General features: G+C 38.7%; 17 protein-coding genes. 8 read left to right on the forward strand and 9 right to left on the reverse strand.

The annotated features are described in order from the left end of the window. Window positions 1-33: 33 nt before the first annotated feature. A complete protein-coding gene (locus D9V35_RS08155; protein ID WP_110439051.1) occupies window positions 34-426 on the reverse strand; it encodes a LapA family protein in 393 nt (130 codons plus the stop codon). Window positions 427-996: 570 nt separating this feature from the next. On the opposite strand from D9V35_RS08155, the gene D9V35_RS08165 reads away from it, so the two are divergent. From D9V35_RS08165 to D9V35_RS08185, 5 genes are all read left to right on the forward strand, one after another. Then, on the forward strand, window positions 997-1,500 hold the full coding sequence (locus tag D9V35_RS08165) for a protein-export chaperone SecB (RefSeq protein WP_122124077.1): 504 nt from the start codon (window positions 997-999) through the stop codon (window positions 1,498-1,500). A 26-nt stretch (window positions 1,501-1,526) separates the two neighbouring features. After that, entirely contained in the window at window positions 1,527-2,129 is a 603-nt protein-coding gene (locus tag D9V35_RS08170) for an NUDIX domain-containing protein (protein WP_122124307.1), read from the forward strand. A gap of 68 nt (window positions 2,130-2,197) precedes the next feature. Continuing rightward, on the forward strand, window positions 2,198-3,508 hold the full coding sequence (locus D9V35_RS08175; RefSeq protein ID WP_198185009.1) for a dicarboxylate/amino acid:cation symporter: 1,311 nt from the start codon (window positions 2,198-2,200) through the stop codon (window positions 3,506-3,508). A 51-nt stretch (window positions 3,509-3,559) separates the two neighbouring features. Then, window positions 3,560-4,429 carry a bifunctional methylenetetrahydrofolate dehydrogenase/methenyltetrahydrofolate cyclohydrolase FolD gene (gene folD / locus D9V35_RS08180; protein ID WP_122124078.1) on the forward strand — a complete coding sequence of 290 codons (870 nt, stop codon included), beginning with the start codon at window positions 3,560-3,562 and terminating at the stop codon, window positions 4,427-4,429. 174 nt (window positions 4,430-4,603) lie between these two features. Continuing rightward, a complete protein-coding gene (locus D9V35_RS08185) occupies window positions 4,604-5,197 on the forward strand; it encodes a hypothetical protein (protein ID WP_122124079.1) in 594 nt (197 codons plus the stop codon). A 36-nt stretch (window positions 5,198-5,233) separates the two neighbouring features. On the opposite strand, the gene D9V35_RS08190 is transcribed toward D9V35_RS08185, so the two are convergent. After that, a complete protein-coding gene (locus D9V35_RS08190) occupies window positions 5,234-5,737 on the reverse strand; it encodes a lytic transglycosylase domain-containing protein (RefSeq protein WP_122124080.1) in 504 nt (167 codons plus the stop codon). A gap of 108 nt (window positions 5,738-5,845) precedes the next feature. On the opposite strand from D9V35_RS08190, the gene D9V35_RS08195 reads away from it, so the two are divergent. Next, window positions 5,846-6,592, forward strand: coding sequence for a methylenetetrahydrofolate reductase (locus tag D9V35_RS08195; protein WP_110439058.1), 747 nt, complete (start codon window positions 5,846-5,848; stop codon window positions 6,590-6,592). Here D9V35_RS08195 and D9V35_RS08200 read toward each other — a convergent pair. Further along, window positions 6,589-7,965 carry a dipeptidase gene (locus D9V35_RS08200; protein WP_122124081.1) on the reverse strand — a complete coding sequence of 459 codons (1,377 nt, stop codon included), beginning with the start codon at window positions 7,963-7,965 and terminating at the stop codon, window positions 6,589-6,591. The two genes, D9V35_RS08195 and D9V35_RS08200, sit on opposite strands and share 4 nt — an antisense overlap. A gap of 63 nt (window positions 7,966-8,028) precedes the next feature. On the opposite strand from D9V35_RS08200, the gene D9V35_RS08205 reads away from it, so the two are divergent. After that, complete coding sequence (locus D9V35_RS08205; RefSeq protein WP_122124082.1) at window positions 8,029-9,234, forward strand: MFS transporter; 1,206 nt, start codon at window positions 8,029-8,031, stop codon at window positions 9,232-9,234. Window positions 9,235-9,258: 24 nt separating this feature from the next. Then, window positions 9,259-9,819 (forward strand): LOG family protein, encoded by a 561-nt coding sequence (locus D9V35_RS08210; protein WP_122124083.1) that lies wholly within the window; start codon window positions 9,259-9,261, stop codon window positions 9,817-9,819. 64 nt (window positions 9,820-9,883) lie between these two features. Here D9V35_RS08210 and D9V35_RS08215 read toward each other — a convergent pair whose 3' ends face one another. The 6 genes from D9V35_RS08215 to D9V35_RS08240 form a co-directional block, all read right to left on the reverse strand. Beyond that, a complete protein-coding gene (locus D9V35_RS08215) occupies window positions 9,884-10,537 on the reverse strand; it encodes a phosphorylase family protein (RefSeq protein ID WP_122124084.1) in 654 nt (217 codons plus the stop codon). Continuing rightward, window positions 10,537-12,501 (reverse strand): squalene--hopene cyclase, encoded by a 1,965-nt coding sequence (gene shc / locus D9V35_RS08220; protein WP_122124085.1) that lies wholly within the window; start codon window positions 12,499-12,501, stop codon window positions 10,537-10,539. Before shc ends, D9V35_RS08215 begins: the two co-directional genes overlap by 1 nt. A gap of 90 nt (window positions 12,502-12,591) precedes the next feature. After that, window positions 12,592-13,881 carry a hydroxysqualene dehydroxylase HpnE gene (gene hpnE, locus D9V35_RS08225; RefSeq protein ID WP_122124086.1) on the reverse strand — a complete coding sequence of 430 codons (1,290 nt, stop codon included), beginning with the start codon at window positions 13,879-13,881 and terminating at the stop codon, window positions 12,592-12,594. 11 nt (window positions 13,882-13,892) lie between these two features. Further along, a complete protein-coding gene (gene hpnD, locus D9V35_RS08230) occupies window positions 13,893-14,768 on the reverse strand; it encodes a presqualene diphosphate synthase HpnD (RefSeq protein WP_122124087.1) in 876 nt (291 codons plus the stop codon). 128 nt (window positions 14,769-14,896) lie between these two features. Continuing rightward, window positions 14,897-15,784, reverse strand: a complete 888-nt coding sequence (locus tag D9V35_RS08235) for a squalene/phytoene synthase family protein (RefSeq protein ID WP_122124088.1) — start codon at window positions 15,782-15,784, stop codon at window positions 14,897-14,899. A 3-nt stretch (window positions 15,785-15,787) separates the two neighbouring features. Further along, window positions 15,788-17,044: a glycosyltransferase gene (locus D9V35_RS08240; RefSeq protein ID WP_240993365.1), complete on the reverse strand. Its 1,257-nt coding sequence runs from the start codon at window positions 17,042-17,044 to the stop codon at window positions 15,788-15,790. Window positions 17,045-17,077 lie beyond the last annotated feature (33 nt).

Here is a 17,077-nt window from a genome sequence, read left to right on the forward strand (position 1 = left end):
ATCAATTATTTATTATAATATGTGGAAATAAATCTATTCTTCTGAATTCTGTTGCGAAGGTTCAACCCTGTCAGGGGAAAGGGCAGACGTTGCTGTTGGAACTGGGGTCCCATTCTGTCCTGTTCCCTGCTGCGTTGTATTCTGTTGAGTCAGGGCTATATACTGGGCCCGCAATTCATTTAACTGTGTTTCCAAATCACGTATTTTCTGTTCTGCCTTTCTGGCTCTTTTCCATTGACTGACCAAGGAGGTGAAAACTGTTAAAGCTCCTATTGCAAAAGAAATGATTCCAGCCAGCAATACAATCATCCCAACAGAACTTTGCCAATTAGCAGAAAAGAAATTCATTGGCACAGGCGTCATATTTAACAAGAAAAAGATAATTAAAAGTACCAGGAATGGTACAACGATAATTAATCGCAACACGATATGATCTCCCTAACCCAACCATAATCAAACATTATGAATATGACCAGTATATAATACACAAACCCTTACATAAATAAGGAATTTTAATCCAGATAAAAAAAACATTTAAAATAATAATTTAAAAAAAACAAAAAATAACCATATAGTTATAAAAAGATAAATCGTTTTTTCTTATATAAATCAAAAAGCTATGCATGAAGTTGTTTCATTTAAAAAAATAAAGAACAAAATATGGGCCAACATTTTTTATATCGGAAACAAACGATACATCGCTAATATTTATCATTCTTATGAAAAAGCATATCAGGATTGCGAATGGCGGAAACAGGAAATTACTGCCTACAGACATTTACTAATCAATCATGAACAACCCGTACCACAATATTTGACAATCCCGATTCACCAATCAGAGATTCCAAAAAATTGGCAACCTTTGCCTGTATTCGGTTTTTTGCTTTCCTCAAAAAAACTTTCAAAAAAAACAATTTGATTTTATAAACAGGTCTTTCGATTCAATTTATTAATAATTTTATACCTATAAATATTTAATTTAAAAGAGAATGCTCAATGTCTAATAAACAACATGAAGAAAAAACGTTTTTTTTACCTATCATCCCAGTTAAGGATTTAGTTACCAACATTGAATATATTCGAGAATTAAACGTAAAAATTTTTAATACACCCAAAGTTTTTCTTAAGGTATCTCCAAAATCCGACATTACCGTAACCGTTAATGTCAATGCCCAGCAAATTGAAAAGGATTACCCCCAATTCGAAATTATCGTTATCCTAAATTGTACCAGCCAAAAACAACTTGAAGATGATGATAAACCAACTTCTATTTTTGAAATTGACTTGCAATATGGTGCAGTTGTGACCCTTCCCACTTTAAAGGCTGCCAATATAGAAGAATTGTTGATGATACATGCTCCAGAATTATTATTTCCAGAAATTCGCAATATCATCCTAAATATAAGCCGCACATCCAATCTACCTTCTATTCTTTTGCAATCCATTGATTTCGCAGAATTATGGAAAGAAAAAAAATCCACCATGAAAAACAAAGATTAAGAAACCCTACAAAAATGGATACAACAATGCCCCAAAAACTAGACACGGACAAAAAAATTATTGGTCAAACAGATCCAGGCGGGATTGTTCCGGAATCATCACGTATTGCCTATGAAAACCGTTGGCTAAAAATCCGTGAGGATATCATACGCTATCCCAACGGGTTAAAAGGCATGTTTGGTGTTGTAGAACGAAACGAATTCGCTGTTATTTTACCACTGCATATTAATAATGAAGGAATTAAAATAGTCACCCTTATTCGACAATACCGATATCCTGTGGGTAAATTTATGTGGGAACTGCCGATGGGAATGTGGGAATTAAAACCAGATGCCACCTCCGAGATGGTTGCTGCCGGAGAACTGGAAGAAGAAACAGGTTTGCGTGCCGCCAATATGGTACATGGAGGTATATTATATCAGGGGGCAGGCTATTCAACCCAAAAAGGTCACGTTTTCCTTGCCACTGATTTAACACAACATTCCCCGAAACGCGAAGAGACAGAACTGCATATGACCTGTCATACAATCCCGTTAACTCAATTTGAGGAAATGATTCAAAACGGACAAATAACTTGTATGGTCACAATCGCTGCATTCTGTTTGTTACGTAGTAAAAAATTAGTTTGACTCTCTCTTCCTTCGTTACCTAAAAAAAGAATTAATCGTGTAATTTATGACTTGAGGAAATATAAAGTATGGCAGAAACCCAGCTCCAATATAATAATCCTTCTACATCACGTACCCTTGTCAAACATGCGGTTACAATTGGTTCCACCATGATCTTGGGACTTGTTTTTGGGTTGATCTGTCATGCTTTTGGAGATGTTATTATCTATAAGTCAGCAAATGGCTCAATAACGTTATCAAATTTTATTCTGACCTTGTCTGAATTAATTGTCAATTTGTTTTTGCGCCTGATAAAGATGATCGTGGCACCTCTGGTTCTGGCCACGCTCATTGCCGGGATTGGGAACGTTCAAGATACTAAAACCATAAAAACCATCGGGATCAAGGTTATTTTTTGGTTTATCGGTGCCTCTATCGTTTCCTTGGGTGTTGGAATGCTTGCCGCCAATATCATCCAGCCAGGCAAGAATTTTACGCATAATTTACCACCTGTCTCTGAGTCTCATACAATTTATCATTTTGACCTTATTAAATTTACACTTCATATCGTTCCTGATAGTGTCATTGACGCAATGGCTCATAACGATATGTTACAGTTGGTAGTTTTCGCTGTCTTTTTCGGTTTGTCTTTAGCCGCTTTACCTGACAAACAATGTCAACTGGTAAGAGATGTAACAGATGGTGTAGGCAAAGTTATGCTAAAAGTCACCGATATGGTCATGATTATTGTACCATTGGTTGTCTTTGCTTCACTTCTTTCAATAGCAACCCGTAATGGATTACATGTAATTGAAAGCTATGGACTGTTTTTGATCGAGTTTTATGCTGTCATTCTCGTCATGTTCATTATTTTGATCGGAACTGGTTATTTCATGATGGGAAAAAAAGTGTTTAAGCTTCTTCCATTCATAGCCGAACCTGTAATGGTAGGATTTGCAACCGCCAGTAGTGAGTCTGCCTTTCCAAGATTGCTTGAACAACTTGAAAAATTCGGTGTTCCACCCAAAATATCTAGCTTTGTCGTTCCCTTAGGCTATAGCTTTAACCTTTGTGGAACCATGATGTTCATTTCATTTGCCGCCATTTTCATCGCACAAGCCTATGGTATTCATATGCCCATTGAAAAACAAATCATGATGCTCCTGGTCATGATGATCAGCAGTAAAGGCATCGCAGGAGTTCCACGCGCCTCAATGGTAATGCTCGCCGCTGTCATGCCAGGTTTTGGAATACCCGAAGCCGGACTGCTATTAATTGTCGGAATTGATCAGTTTCTTGATATGGCAAGAACTGCAACAAGTGTTTTGGGTAATGGAATTATTGCAGCAATCGCTAATGAATGGGACATCAGGGCAAACAATACAAAAGAGACAATATAATTTTATCCTTCCCCAAAAACAGTTGAATATAATAAAGGTCACTGATATCTTATGAAAACGCAATTAATTGATGGCAAAAGCTTTGCCACAAACATGACCCAGAAAATAGCTCTGGAAGTCAAGCAGCTGCAGCAGGAAAAAAATGTAACCCCCGGTCTTGCCGTCATTTTGGTCGGCAATGACCCTGCCAGCGAGATATATGTCAGAAACAAGACAAAACAGACACACAGGGTGGGAATGCGTTCGTTCATGCATCTTCTTCCTGAAACAACCACACAAGAAGAAATCCTGAATCTAATTGCAAGATTGAATAAAGATCCTGATATTCATGGAATTCTCGTACAACTACCTCTTCCAAAAGGGTTGAATGCAGACACCATTATTCAGGCAATCACCCCTCATAAAGATGTTGACGGCTTGACAGCCTATAATACAGGAAAACTTGCGCTTGGACATAAAGACGGATTTATACCCTGCACCCCACTTGGATGTCTAATGTTATTGCAAAAAGAACTTTCCAGTTTGAAAGGATTACATGCAGTCATTATTGGAGCGTCAAACTTGATGGGCAAACCCATGGCACAACTTTTATTACAAGAAGGTTGCACTGTAACTATTGCCCACATTCATACACGCAATCCTGAAAAACTTGCCCGTCAAGCAGACATTCTTATTGTTGCGACTGGTTGCAGTGAGCTCGTTAAGGGATCATGGATCAGTGAAGGTACGACTATTATAGATGTCGGCATTAACCGTATCACGACAAAAGATAGCAAGACCAAACTGATAGGTGATGTCGCTTTTGAAGAGGTTTTGGGTAAAGCTGCAAAAATTACACCTGTCCCTGGTGGTGTCGGTCCTGTCACTATTGCCTGTTTGTTGCATAATACATTACAAGCAGCAAGAAATACGATAAAATAATTTACACCAAAACTATTCCTTATTATAATTATTGCAATAATATAACAATAATTTCTTAAACCGCTTGATTAATATTAATAACTAAATCATTTAAAAGCGGTTTACAATTTATTAGATTGTTTTCTATAAACGAAACTAAAACTTGCTAATATAATATTTAAGTGAACAATTAAAATGACTGAAATTGATTTTCCCTCTTTACTGTTTGATTCAGCCTGGTATTTAAAAACCTATCCAGATATTGCAGCCGCCAATGCAGATCCTGTTGAACATTATCTGTTTTTCGGATTTCGAGAGGGACGAAATCCTAACCGTTTTTTTAATACCACCTTTTATCTGAATACCTATCCTGATGTTGCCGCAAGCACTATTAACCCTTTTATCCATTATATAATGTATGGTGCCGCGGAAGGGAGATTGCCCAGGGCTTCTGATCAACCACCTATACCTTCTACAACGGTAAGCACGGAATTATCAACCGGGACCGATATTCCGTATATGGTTGCCACCGAGCCCAACCCACAATCTAAATCTGAAATTAATTTAAGTTTTAAAATCAGTGATTCAGAACCTCCCCAGCAATTACAAGATAAAAAAACTGCATCCTATGATAAATTAACCTTGAATGCCACATCTGAGGTTACAACAAAATTACCAAACAAGAAAACGACTGTAAAACCAAAAAACTCATCGGTAGCATCCTCTCGAAAACGAAGTCCGAGAGTCAAAACGCAACGCGTAGCACATGGTAATAGTATAAGCAGATAAGCTGATTTTTGTATAAATTCAAAACTAGATAAATAATCAGTTTCTAACGGTTTTCTTTTTAAATTTTCTTCTTTTTTTTACATTCATTAAACGATGCTGATAAGGAGAGAGATATTTTCCAGCTTTTTTTCTCCTTATTGAAGAATTATTGTTCAAATAAAAGGCTTGAATGATTTGAAACTGATAATGATTGTTTAGTTCAGGTGTATGAGAATGATAATTGCCAATCGCCTGCATTAAATTTCCATTTGTCTCTGCAAGGTACAATTTAAGAATCGCCCCCGCCACGGCTATATTATAACAATTATCCTGTTTTAATCGTTGATAGATGACTTGACCAGTTTCGTGCGTTGTTTCCATCAATGGAACAATCCAACGTGTATTGATCTGCATTACCCCCAAATCCTGCGTGCCATTCTTGTTATTGGAGACAAGATTAGGAGCCCCACCCTCCACACGTTGTATTGCCGGTAAAACAGAAGAAGGCAAATGATGAAACGCAGCAACCATCATCATACATTTTAAATATGTCGCAACCATCTAACTAAATTAACTTTATTCTATTTTATTTTTATATTAACAGTTTAAACATTAAAGAAATTAAATCTATTATTTCAAATCCACTTATTTCATTACAAGGAATTCGTTATGACACGAATCTCGGTAGAGTTAATTCCTAGAGATAGAAATCATATCATTAGTGACATGAAACAAGTCAAGGAATGTTTCCCAATTGCCGACAGCATCAATATTCCAGATCTCATGCGTTTTTCTTTAAGAAGCTGGAACGCTTTTCAGATTACCTCTTCATATTATACACGTTCCATTCCTCATATAAGAGCAATTGATATTAATCCCGATCTTCCATTGCCCGGCCATGATATCAATAATTTACAAGAAATTCTGGTTATTCAGGGAGACCCTCCCTCCGATTTCAACAAACATACATATCCCAATTCAACTGAAAGCATTTTAAGACGATATCGAAGGGAACTCCCGCATCTGAAATTGTATGCCGCCTTTGACCCATACCGTCGTTCTCCCAAGGAAGAACTTGAACATGTCCTGTCAAAAAAAGAAGCGGGAGCCAGTGGTTTTTTTACACAACCCATTTTTGATGAGAAAATGCTTGAACTCTGTATGGATTGGTTACACAACAAAACCGTTTTTTGGGGTTTGTCACCTGTCATTGGACCAAAATCGAAATCATATTGGGAAATTACCAACAAAGTTGTCTTTCCACATAATTTTGAAACAAGTTTACAGGCTAACATTGATTTTGCAAAAAAAGCCTTACAAATGATCAAAAAAACAAACCAGAATGCTTATTTAATGCCTTTACGCGTCAAATTAACCACCTATCTATCACCATTACAGGAAATTTTTCAAAACTAGTCTCCCAACGCATATAAAATTCGAATCCAAGATCGTATCCCCTTATGAAATGAACAAAGATTATATTTTTCATTCGGGGAATGAATGCAATCATCAGCATTTGCAAACCCGATTAAAAAAGATTCTATTCCGAATTCACGCTGTAAATCATTAACCACAGGTATGGCGCCTCCACTGCCAATAATGGCTGTTTTATGAAGCCATTCATCTTCGAGCGCTTGACTAATTTTACTTAAATTCTTTCCTTCAAGGGAAACCATACTTGCATTTGAAACACCATGGGAAACAAATTCAACTTTACAATCTTCGGGTATTCTCGATTTTACAAACTGCCGAAAATTTTTCCGAATTTGAATTGGATCCTGTTCCCCAACCAAGCGAAAAGAAATTTTGGCTGAAGCCTGAGCTGGAATAACCGTTTTAAAGCCAAGTCCTTCATATCCCCCCGTAATTCCATTGATTTCACACGAAGGACGACACCATGTCTGTTCAACGGCATTGAATCCAATCTCACCCGCCGGATATTGCAAACCGATTGGATGAAGCAGTTCACTATCGGTTTTACCAATTTCCTGCCATTTTTGACGAATCGTTTCAGCAATTTCAGGCACCCCTTCATAAAAATTTGGAATGGTGACCCTTCCTGTATTATCACGTAATGCTGCAATAATTTCAGACAAAACCTGAATAGGGTTTTGAGCAGCATTTCCGTATAATCCCGAATGCAAATCCCGATTAGCCGCATAAACGGTAACCTCTTCCCCAACCAAGCCACGAACCATGGCAGTGATTGCTGGCACATCCGGAGTAGCCATATCCGTATCACAAATAAAAGCAATATCAGGATGCAAGATTTCTTTCTGTTGTGCTAAAAAGGTAGGTAAATGTTCTCCTCCACTTTCCTCTTCACCCTCCAAGATAAAGGTAATATTCAATGGAAATTGCTTGTCTTTCATATAAATCGCACGACAGGCTTCCAGGAAAGTAAGAATTTGACCTTTGTCATCTGATGATCCACGCCCATGAATAACCTCTTTTCCTGTTGCGTCGGTTCGGATACAAGGTTCAAAAGGTGGTATTTCCCATAATTCCAGTGGATCGACAGGTTGTACATCATAATGTCCATAAAATAAAACATGCGGGGCTCCCTTTATTTCAGGAGAATTTGCCATGACGATTGGATGTCCCCCAGTTTCACAAATCTGCACATCCAAATCCATATTACGCAAGTAATCATGTAACCACTGTGCTGCCTTTCGACAGTCTTGGTTATAGCTTGGAATAGCTGAAATACTTGGAATGCGTAAAAATTCGAATAAACGATCAAGAGATTCTGTTATCCTATGATCAACATTGCAAAGAATTGATTGCAAAATAAACTCCTATTATTATAAAATTTTATTTTAAAGAGATACTTTTTTATTTAATAACCAATAATGATTTTATCCTATCTGAAACCAAAACCCATTACATTAAAGATTCTTGCCGCGGCCATTTTTAATCTTGTATGTTTCATAAATATCGGTATGCCTTTGGCTACAATACCTGTATTTGTTCACAGACAACTCGGATATAATAGTATAATTGCCGGAATTGCTGTTTCCGCAGCCTATCTTGCCACCTTTATAAGTCGCCCGGGGGCGGGTCAATGGCTGGATACCAAAGGGGCCAAAAGTGCAGTCGTTATAGGTTTGGGAATTAGTGCATGCGGGGGACTTTTAACAATTTTGGCTTTATTTTTTATCCATCAACCTCTTATGGCGTTAATAATCATCCTTCTAGGCCGCTTTTGCATGGGTATTTCAGAAAGCTGGGCATCAACAGGTGTTAATGTCTGGAATATCGGCAGGGTAGGAATTGAAAACGCAACCCATGTCATATCATGGAATGGCGTAACCACTTATGGCGGCATGGCTATTGGTGCCCCCTTAGGGGTTTATCTTGCTTCACAACCCATCGGTTTTATTGGAGGGTTATCTGGATTTTCTATTCTTACTGTCATTCTGGCTTCAGCATCAATGCTTCTAGCATCAACCTATCCAGCCATCATTCCCGTTCCAACCGCTAGACGTTTACCTTTTACCAAGGTTTTCAAACGAATTTCAGCTTACGGCTGCTGTCTTGGTTTATCAACTATCGGATTTGGCAGTATTCAAACTTTCATTGCCTTATATTTTATTAGCAACCACTGGACAGGATCTGCCATTGCCTTGACAATTTTTGGCGTTTGCTTTGTCATGATCCGATTTATTTTCAAAAATTCACTTTTAAAATATGGTGGTTATATTGTCTCTATCATCTCCCTAATTACAGAAACCATTGGTCTTCTTCTGCTTGCCACACAAACCTCAATAATTGGTGCATATATTGGAGCGGCCTTGACAGGATGTGGTTTTTCACTCATCTATCCAGCCTTGGGTGTTATTGCCATATCAAAAGTCAGTAGTGAAAATAAAGGGGCGGCCCTTGCCTCATTTTCTTTATTTCTGGATATGGCCCTTTTTATTTCCGGTCCCCTACTGGGTTTAGTCCAAAGCCATCTTGGATATGATTATCTTTATTTGTCAGCCAGTTTTTTTGCTTTTTGTAGTGTTCTGTTAACCTATGGGCTATATTATCAGAATAAAAAATCCTCTATTTAACGATGATATATTAAAGAAAATTTCATGACTCATTACAATTACTCAATTACTGTTTTCTGCGGTTCAAAATGCGGAAACAAATCCATCTACATTCAGGCGGCAAAAGAATTGGCAAGCCATTTTGTTCACAATCAATTACGACTTGTCTTTGGCGGTGGCAGTGTGGGTTTGATGGGAATAATATCAAATACCATGATTGACCTTGGTGGATCCGTCAAAGGTATTATCCCGCAATTCCTTATCAAAAAAGAGGGACAACATTCTCGTGTAAATGATTTAACCGTTACCGAAGATATGCATTCCAGAAAAAAGATTCTTTATGACGAAGGAGATGCCTATCTGATTATGCCTGGAAGTATCGGGACTTTTGACGAATTCTTTGAAATACTTACTTGGCGCTATCTAAAACTCCATAATAAACCGATCATTATTGTAAATGTCGATAATTGGGCTAGGGGCATTCATGATCAATTAAACAATACCATCGAACAGGGATTTGCTGATAAGTCCCTGTTGAAACTTTTTGAAGTTGTTCCTGATGTACCTTCAGCAATAGAATCTTTGAAAAAACAGATGAAATTCTAGAAAATAAATATTCCTGTTACCATAAAATTCTGTAACAGGGATTTCACATATTATACAATATTTTCTAATGAAAATTGGCAAGATACCGTTTTAAATGCCAGTATGCTCGAGCCATATCCATACCCACGCCAAACAAATCCTTAATCTGGAATGGACAGGTTAACAGACTTCCGGCAATCCTGGAAAAATTCAACTTGCCATCTTGCGTCAAGACTGAAGAAACAAGAGGTGGAAGATTCCGACTTGCCGTATCGCATACAACACGTAAAACAGCAAACGGAATATGTTTCTCCTGAGCAAACTGCGCAACCAGACCACTTTCCATATCAACTGCCAAACAGGCCGAATCTTTAAAAAGCCTTTCTTTTTTTTGGGCAGAAGTCACAATTTCATTGCTATGCAATAAACTTCCGAGCTTGACTTCTGATTTTTCCGCCCCCAACCAGCTCCTTAATTCGGAATCCGCATGATATTCCCTATTCTCGGCAACTACACTATGCGACAATAATATTGTACCTGCCTTAATAACGGGATCCAAACCGGCAGCAAATCCAAAAGATACGATTGAATCAATTTTTTCCACCGACAATCGCTCAAGGGCCTTTTTTGCACCCAGATAGGTCGCCCCGCTGGCTTCAACAGCAGCGGGAGCTAAAGTTGAGGCTAACTTTGCCTCAAAATCCATTCCAACCAAAATACCAAGGCGGTTGTATATCATTAAAACCCAACCTCGACTTTTCCACTGTTACTCGCTTGAAGATTGCGAAAACGTGATAAGGCCAATAAAGGAAAAAACTGTTTATATCCATGATAACGAAGATAAAACACTTTTGGAAATCCCACGGCATTATAAGGGTCCTCTTCCCAGTGACCATTTTCTTTCTGGACGCTCATCAGCCAGGCCATTCCTTTTTGCACCGCTGGGTGTTTGACTTGTCCCGCCGCCATTAATCCGAGTAATGCCCAAGCAGTCTGAGAAGGCATGCCTTGATTATAAACGCCTTTTGGCGCATCCTCATAGGAGGCTTCATCTTCACCCCATCCTCCCTCCGGTCTCTGTACATAAAGTAACCATTTAACCGCACGTTTTACCATTGGATCTTCATGAGAAACTCCAGCTGCATTTAAGGCGCATAAAACCGACCATGTTCCATAAATATAATTCGTTCCCCAACGCCCGAACCAGCAACCTGCATCTTCCTGTTCAGAACGTAAATATTGAATTGCCTTATCGATTACCGCTTTATCTTCGGGATAATTAAGCTGTGCCAGGAAAGAAACACAACGCGCCGTTACATCAGCCGTAGGAGGATCCAGCAAAGCGCCATGATCAGCAAAAGGGATATGATTCAGGATCATTTTATTATTGTCGATATCAAAGGCCCCCCAACCACCATTCGAGCTTTGCATGCCAATTATCCACTGACGGGCACGTTCAATTGATTCGGCATGTTCCGGATTACAATCACGATGTAGCAACATACCGACAACAGCCGTATCATCAACATCTGGATAATAATCATTTCTATATTGAAATGCCCATCCTCCAGGAGCTGTTTCGGGAGAGTTAATAATCCAGTCTCCCTTTACATCCAAAATCTGGCGATCTTTCAGCCATTTCAAACTTTTCGCCAATTTTTGTGAGGTTACCTCTCGATCCACTGCTCGATTATGACTTATGGTTTCAATTACGGCATGGCCAGTCAAGGCAGTATCCCAAATAGGTGAAACACAAGGTTGACAATAGGCTTCTGTATCCGTTTCAATCAATAATTTTTTCACAGAACGCCAGGCAATCGCAGCGCGTGGATCATCATCGGCAATTCCCAACGCATGATATGCCATCACAGAATTTGCCATGGCTGGATAAATTGCTCCCAGCCCGTCTTCTCCATTCAATCGTGCATCAACGAATTCCAATGCTTTCTGAATGGATTTTTTCCGTAAAACAGATGGAATATATTTTTCAGCAGGTCTTACAACTTTATCCAGTCCTTTAAAGACATGTCCCCAATAAGACCGGAACGGACCTTTAATCCAGTTGCTGACCTGATCAGGCGGAGTTACAAATAATTCCTGAATATGAATATTACGAGGGTTAATCGCCTTGGGTTTCAAAGCGGCCAGAATCAATAAAGGAACAACAACTGTTCTGGACCAATATGACATATTCCAAATGGAAAACAATGCTTTCTTGGGCATCAGCATCAATTCAATCGGCATTGCAGGAGTGGCATGCCATGGAACCTCACCAAACAACGCCATTTGAATACGTGTGAAAACATTGGTTCTTTCCGCACCGCCATGCGCAAGAATGGCCTCTCTGGCACGTTTCATATGGAGTGCATCAATATCATCCCCAATAGCCTTTAAAGCAAAATAAGCCTTTACGGAAGCCGAAAGATCAAATTTTCCTTGATAATAAAGAGGCCATCCACCATGATCCCCTTGGATACGGCGCAAGTAAACGCCAATTTTATTTTCCAAATCCCGGTCTATACGATTCAGAAAATGTTCCAACAATACATATTCAGCAGGGATAGTTGCATCCGCCTCCAATTCAAATACCCAATGTCCATCTTCATTCTGATGTTCAGTTAATACATGCTGTGCTCGAGAAATTGCAGTGTCCAAATCGTCATTATCTATTCTCTTTCCCAAATCACCAGTATGATCTAGCATAATTGAATATTTCCTTATTTTATTATAAATAAACCATTACTATTTGAATTTTGATAAAAAATCTAACCTTAATTATCCCGAGTTTATAAGCTATAAAATCGCCTGAGCCGCCTTATATCCCGAACGGATAGCCCCCTCAATTGTTGAGGGAAGACCCGTAGCGGTCCAGTCTCCTGCCAAAAACAGGTTTGGACATATCGTATAACAGGAAGGACGACGTTTATTTTGTTCTATCGTTGCAGCAAAACTGGCCCTTTTTTCCCACAACAGACGATAGGTCGGTACGTCTTCAGGCAAAGGAGAAAAAAGGAAAGGTTCAAGAGTTTTCCTGATTTCCTGCCAAATTAATTTTGATAAATTTTCAGGATCGGACCCCGTAAAACGATTGGCTGCACTTACAGTTACCGAAATCACCCCGTCTTTAACAAAAATCCATTCACTAATTCCACCAATAACACCGATGAACCTTGCCTTTTCAACACTCCCCTTCATTTGCAAGGCAAAATCAACTTTATAATGAAGATTCAATATACTTTCAAATTCATCTGGCAAGGGAATGTCAGGTAAAATTGAAGATAAAACCTGTCTTGCCGTATAAGGATTAACCGCAAGAATAACCTGATCTTCTGAACTAAGTTCTATTTTTTCATTATTCACGATAAAATAATCAACATATCCGTCTTGCCGATGCAATTCAGAAAGGCGAGATGTCGCATGAATTTTGCCACCTTGCAATTTTATCAGAGATAAAGCCGGTTTTACAAAGGTTTCTGACAATCCCTCCCTTGGAAAATAGGGAACACAAGCCTTTCCTCCCTTTAGCAAAGACTGACGCACAACAGAACCCAGCAAAATTGCGCTACCAACCTCACAAGAAGTATTCAAAACAGAAATGGCAAACGGTTTCAGAAGACGGCGGGAAAATTCACCATTTACCAAACAATCGGCAACAGTTTGACTATGATTTGCCTTAATTAAATGCCACAAAGCCATCAATTCGGGAAATTTAAAACCTGGAACCCGACGGTTTTTACTAAATAGCCACCAAGGGAATCTTCCATTTGATAAACTAACATCCCAATGTTTGTTTTCATCAAGATCAAAAAAGGGAAATAGGGGAATTCCTGAACTGGTCAGACTATTCATGGAATCTATTTTGTTCAAATAATCAAAAACGGCATCATTTCCAGAAAGAATTAAATGATTACCGTTATCGATCAAACGATCCAATTTTGAATCATAAAAAGAACGGGCCCGCCCACCAAATGTTGGACTTCCTTCATAAAGCGCGATTTGCGCATCTGTCCTTGAAGATAAAAAGACAGCGGCAGACAAGCCAGCCAGCCCCCCACCAATAATATGAATATGTTTCTTTGCCATATTATTGAACGCTATACCATCAATCCAACCATACCAACAATAACTTTTTCCCCTGTCGATAAGGATGCTCTTTTAAAAGGTTTTTTCCACCCCAATTTTTTTTGTTTACCCAATAAAAAGCGATAAGTAGCTGCCATAATTTTTGCAGGCCGAATGGCATCAACTTTACATTGTTTCATATAGTTCGCAGCAGAATGAAAATGATCCAGGGCACGATATGACATAATATTGCAAACTTCTTGAATTGAGGGATTCTGCATACATCGTTCAGGAATCAGGGAAATATGAAAACGTTCCAACAATTCTTTCGGTAAATACAAGCGCCCTCGTTCGATATCTTCCTCTAGATCGCGCAAAATATTTGTTATCTGTAGTGCCCGGCCCAAATGATAAGCGACTTTTTCAGCCGCTTCTGATGAATCCCCAAAAATCCGGATTGCCAAACGACCCACTGCCGAAGCGACCCGATCACAATACAAATCGAGATTGGCTTCATCAGGAGCAATAACAGGATTTAATACATCCATTTCCATACCATCAATAATGGCAAGAAAATCTTCTTTCCTCAATCCAAACCGTTGAATTGAGCCCAGCAACACATTCTCAACGGAACCATCAGCCTTTCCATTATACAGAAGCTCAATTTTATCGCGCCATTTCTGCAATTGTTTCTGTTTAACCTCAGGTTCACCCATATCGTCCGCAATATCATCAACAATACGACAAAAACTGTACAAGGCGAACATACTGTAACGACGTTCAGGGGATAACATTTTCATGCCTGCGGCAAAAGATGTCTTTGCATGACGAACGATTGCCTCGACAAAGATCAAATCAAGCTCGCCACATCCCATTATCTGTGCAGTTTCAGCTAGCGGCTTTTGCATAATTTGATCGGACCTTTCCATAGTTAAAAATAAATTAAAACAGTTTTAAGCAAGAAAACAAAAATTAGCAAATTAAATAATAGGATAATCTATTACCCTATATCAATAATTTATCTTTTTCAGGACTATTATCTTAAAATATGTGGACAAGCATATAGAACAGCCTTGATCGCATCCTTATAATTCAGTTTCACTCTTGTTGCCAATGGATCCTCTTTTCTCAAATGCTCAGTCAAGGAACATGCAAGCGTAAGAATTACAGAAATCTCCATTCTTAACCGTCGATTGGACGTCAATCGTATTAATTGTTCAGCTTCCCTGTTTAAATCGTCAATATAGTCAAGAATATAATCAAATACATTCCTTAATCCGCTTATTGTTCCCTCGTCTTTAACCGCCTGTACATCAACATTTTCTGCACGCAGCATATCCAACGGGATATAACAGCGATCAAGGCGAATGAGGTCAGACCTACAATCCTGCAAATGATTAAGAATTTGTAAAGAGGTGCATAACGCATCTGCAGCTGGCTTTGTATCAGCATTTTCTTTATGAAGATCAAGTAGATAATGACCAACAGGATTGGCAGAATATCGACAATATTCGAGAAGCTCGGCAAAAGTTTCATACCTATTTTTTACTGCATCCTGACGAAATGCAATCAATAAATCCGTTGCGGTGTCAAAAGATACACCCGTTTCCAACAAACTGTTACGTAAATATCTTGCAGACTGGACATCAGCCCGATCGGGTGCCGGCACATCATCACATAAAACAGCCTGCATTCCATTCAATCGTTTAACTTTTTCTTCCGAACTTAACATTTCGGAATCAGCGATATCATCAATAACCCTTGCGAAATTATAATATGCCTGTACATGAGGTCTCAATTTACGGCTAATCAATAAAGATCCTACTGGAAAATTCTCATCTTTTACCCCCTTGCCAGAAGAAACATCTTCATTCCCCCAAATTGAAAAATCATATAGATCACAATGATTATTCACTGAACGCATAAATTAATCCTTCTGTTTTGCATTTTTGTGCCCATTCCGTACTGAAACCAGATCTCCTAAACCCATACCGGTTTCCTGTTCATGAGCTGTACCGGAATTGTCTGTATAAGCCCTGCCTTTCCAGACCATTCCCTTCCCCCGGTAATAATTAATTGCTGAACCAATTGTCGCAAACAAATAGAACAAAGCAATAAATGGTAAAACCAAAATCCATAAATAGGAAATTTGAAAACGAGATAACGTCGGAACAAATGACAAAATTGACATCATATAAGTGATAAATGCCAGTTGCTGCACACGTCCCTGGGAAAAAATAACCTGTATAAAAGGCGTGAACCAAATCAGCGTCATCAAGATAATGGTTACCATTAACCAAACCAATGAATAATTCAACTGAACATAAGCAGAACGTGTAATCATGTTCCAAATGGATTCAACAGATTCATAAGGCCTTAATGAAACAGCTTGAGAACTATGTCCCAAATAAATTCTTCCGCAATTTCTTTTAACCAAAGACGCCAAGGTTACATCATCAATCAATGCATCTTTCAGCGCTGCAATACCACCAATCCGATCCAAGGCCTCTTTTCGAATTAAAACTGTTCCGCCTGCCCCTGCCGCAACAGTGCTCGAAGCTTTATTCACCCTTGAAAAGGGATAAAGCATACAAAAGAAAAAAATAAAGGCAGGAATCAAGGCTTTTTCAAAAAAACTTTCACAACGAAGCTTTACCATTTCGGATACTAAATTCAAATTATCTCGTAAAGCCTTATTTACCAAAGAGGAAAGATGAGTCGGTTCATGAAAAATATCGGCATCAGTAAAAAAGAAAAAAGAATTTTTCATTGACCTCTGTTGGGTAACTTTTGTTATTCCTTGTGACAAGGCCCACAATTTACCACTCCATCCATCGGGACGAAAAGATGCATCAACAATTTGTAGTTTTTCACGTTGATCTTCCGACAAGGTCTCCCTCAGTTTCCTGACCAGTGTTCCGGTTCCATCAGTACTTCCATCATTAACCAATGTAACATCATACCGTCCAGCATAATCCTGATTTAACAAGGATAAAATGACGTTCTCGATTGTTTCCGCCTCATCACGCGCCGGGACAATAACATGCAATTCTGGCCAACAATCCTGCTTCTTTTGCTCTTCCCGAGATAGAGGATATAAAATCGGTCCCCTACTCCAAAAACGACCATGAAAAAAAATCAATCCTATCCAGATTGCAAAAGAAACACCTGCCAATACTAACATAATATTGCACCATTTATATTCATCTTAAATTTC

Origin of the sequence: Commensalibacter melissae (assembly GCF_003691365.1) — a bacterium.
GTDB lineage: Bacteria > Pseudomonadota > Alphaproteobacteria > Acetobacterales > Acetobacteraceae > Commensalibacter > Commensalibacter melissae.

Coding starts and splice junctions, on each gene's coding strand:
- D9V35_RS08240 (WP_240993365.1), bottom strand. CDS start 17,044: ATGTTAGTATTGGCAGGTGTTTCTTTTGCAATCTGGATAGGATTGATT.
- D9V35_RS08205 (WP_122124082.1), top strand. CDS start 8,029: ATGATTTTATCCTATCTGAAACCAAAACCCATTACATTAAAGATTCTT.
- D9V35_RS08165 (WP_122124077.1), top strand. CDS start 997: ATGTCTAATAAACAACATGAAGAAAAAACGTTTTTTTTACCTATCATC.
- D9V35_RS08175 (WP_198185009.1), top strand. CDS start 2,198: ATGGCAGAAACCCAGCTCCAATATAATAATCCTTCTACATCACGTACC.
- hpnD (WP_122124087.1), bottom strand. CDS start 14,768: ATGCAAAAGCCGCTAGCTGAAACTGCACAGATAATGGGATGTGGCGAG.
- shc (WP_122124085.1), bottom strand. CDS start 12,501: ATGCTAGATCATACTGGTGATTTGGGAAAGAGAATAGATAATGACGAT.
- hpnE (WP_122124086.1), bottom strand. CDS start 13,881: ATGGCAAAGAAACATATTCATATTATTGGTGGGGGGCTGGCTGGCTTG.
- D9V35_RS08215 (WP_122124084.1), bottom strand. CDS start 10,537: ATGATATACAACCGCCTTGGTATTTTGGTTGGAATGGATTTTGAGGCA.
- D9V35_RS08210 (WP_122124083.1), top strand. CDS start 9,259: ATGACTCATTACAATTACTCAATTACTGTTTTCTGCGGTTCAAAATGC.
- D9V35_RS08195 (WP_110439058.1), top strand. CDS start 5,846: ATGACACGAATCTCGGTAGAGTTAATTCCTAGAGATAGAAATCATATC.
- D9V35_RS08185 (WP_122124079.1), top strand. CDS start 4,604: ATGACTGAAATTGATTTTCCCTCTTTACTGTTTGATTCAGCCTGGTAT.
- folD (WP_122124078.1), top strand. CDS start 3,560: ATGAAAACGCAATTAATTGATGGCAAAAGCTTTGCCACAAACATGACC.
- D9V35_RS08190 (WP_122124080.1), bottom strand. CDS start 5,737: ATGGTTGCGACATATTTAAAATGTATGATGATGGTTGCTGCGTTTCAT.
- D9V35_RS08170 (WP_122124307.1), top strand. CDS start 1,527: ATGCCCCAAAAACTAGACACGGACAAAAAAATTATTGGTCAAACAGAT.
- D9V35_RS08235 (WP_122124088.1), bottom strand. CDS start 15,784: ATGCGTTCAGTGAATAATCATTGTGATCTATATGATTTTTCAATTTGG.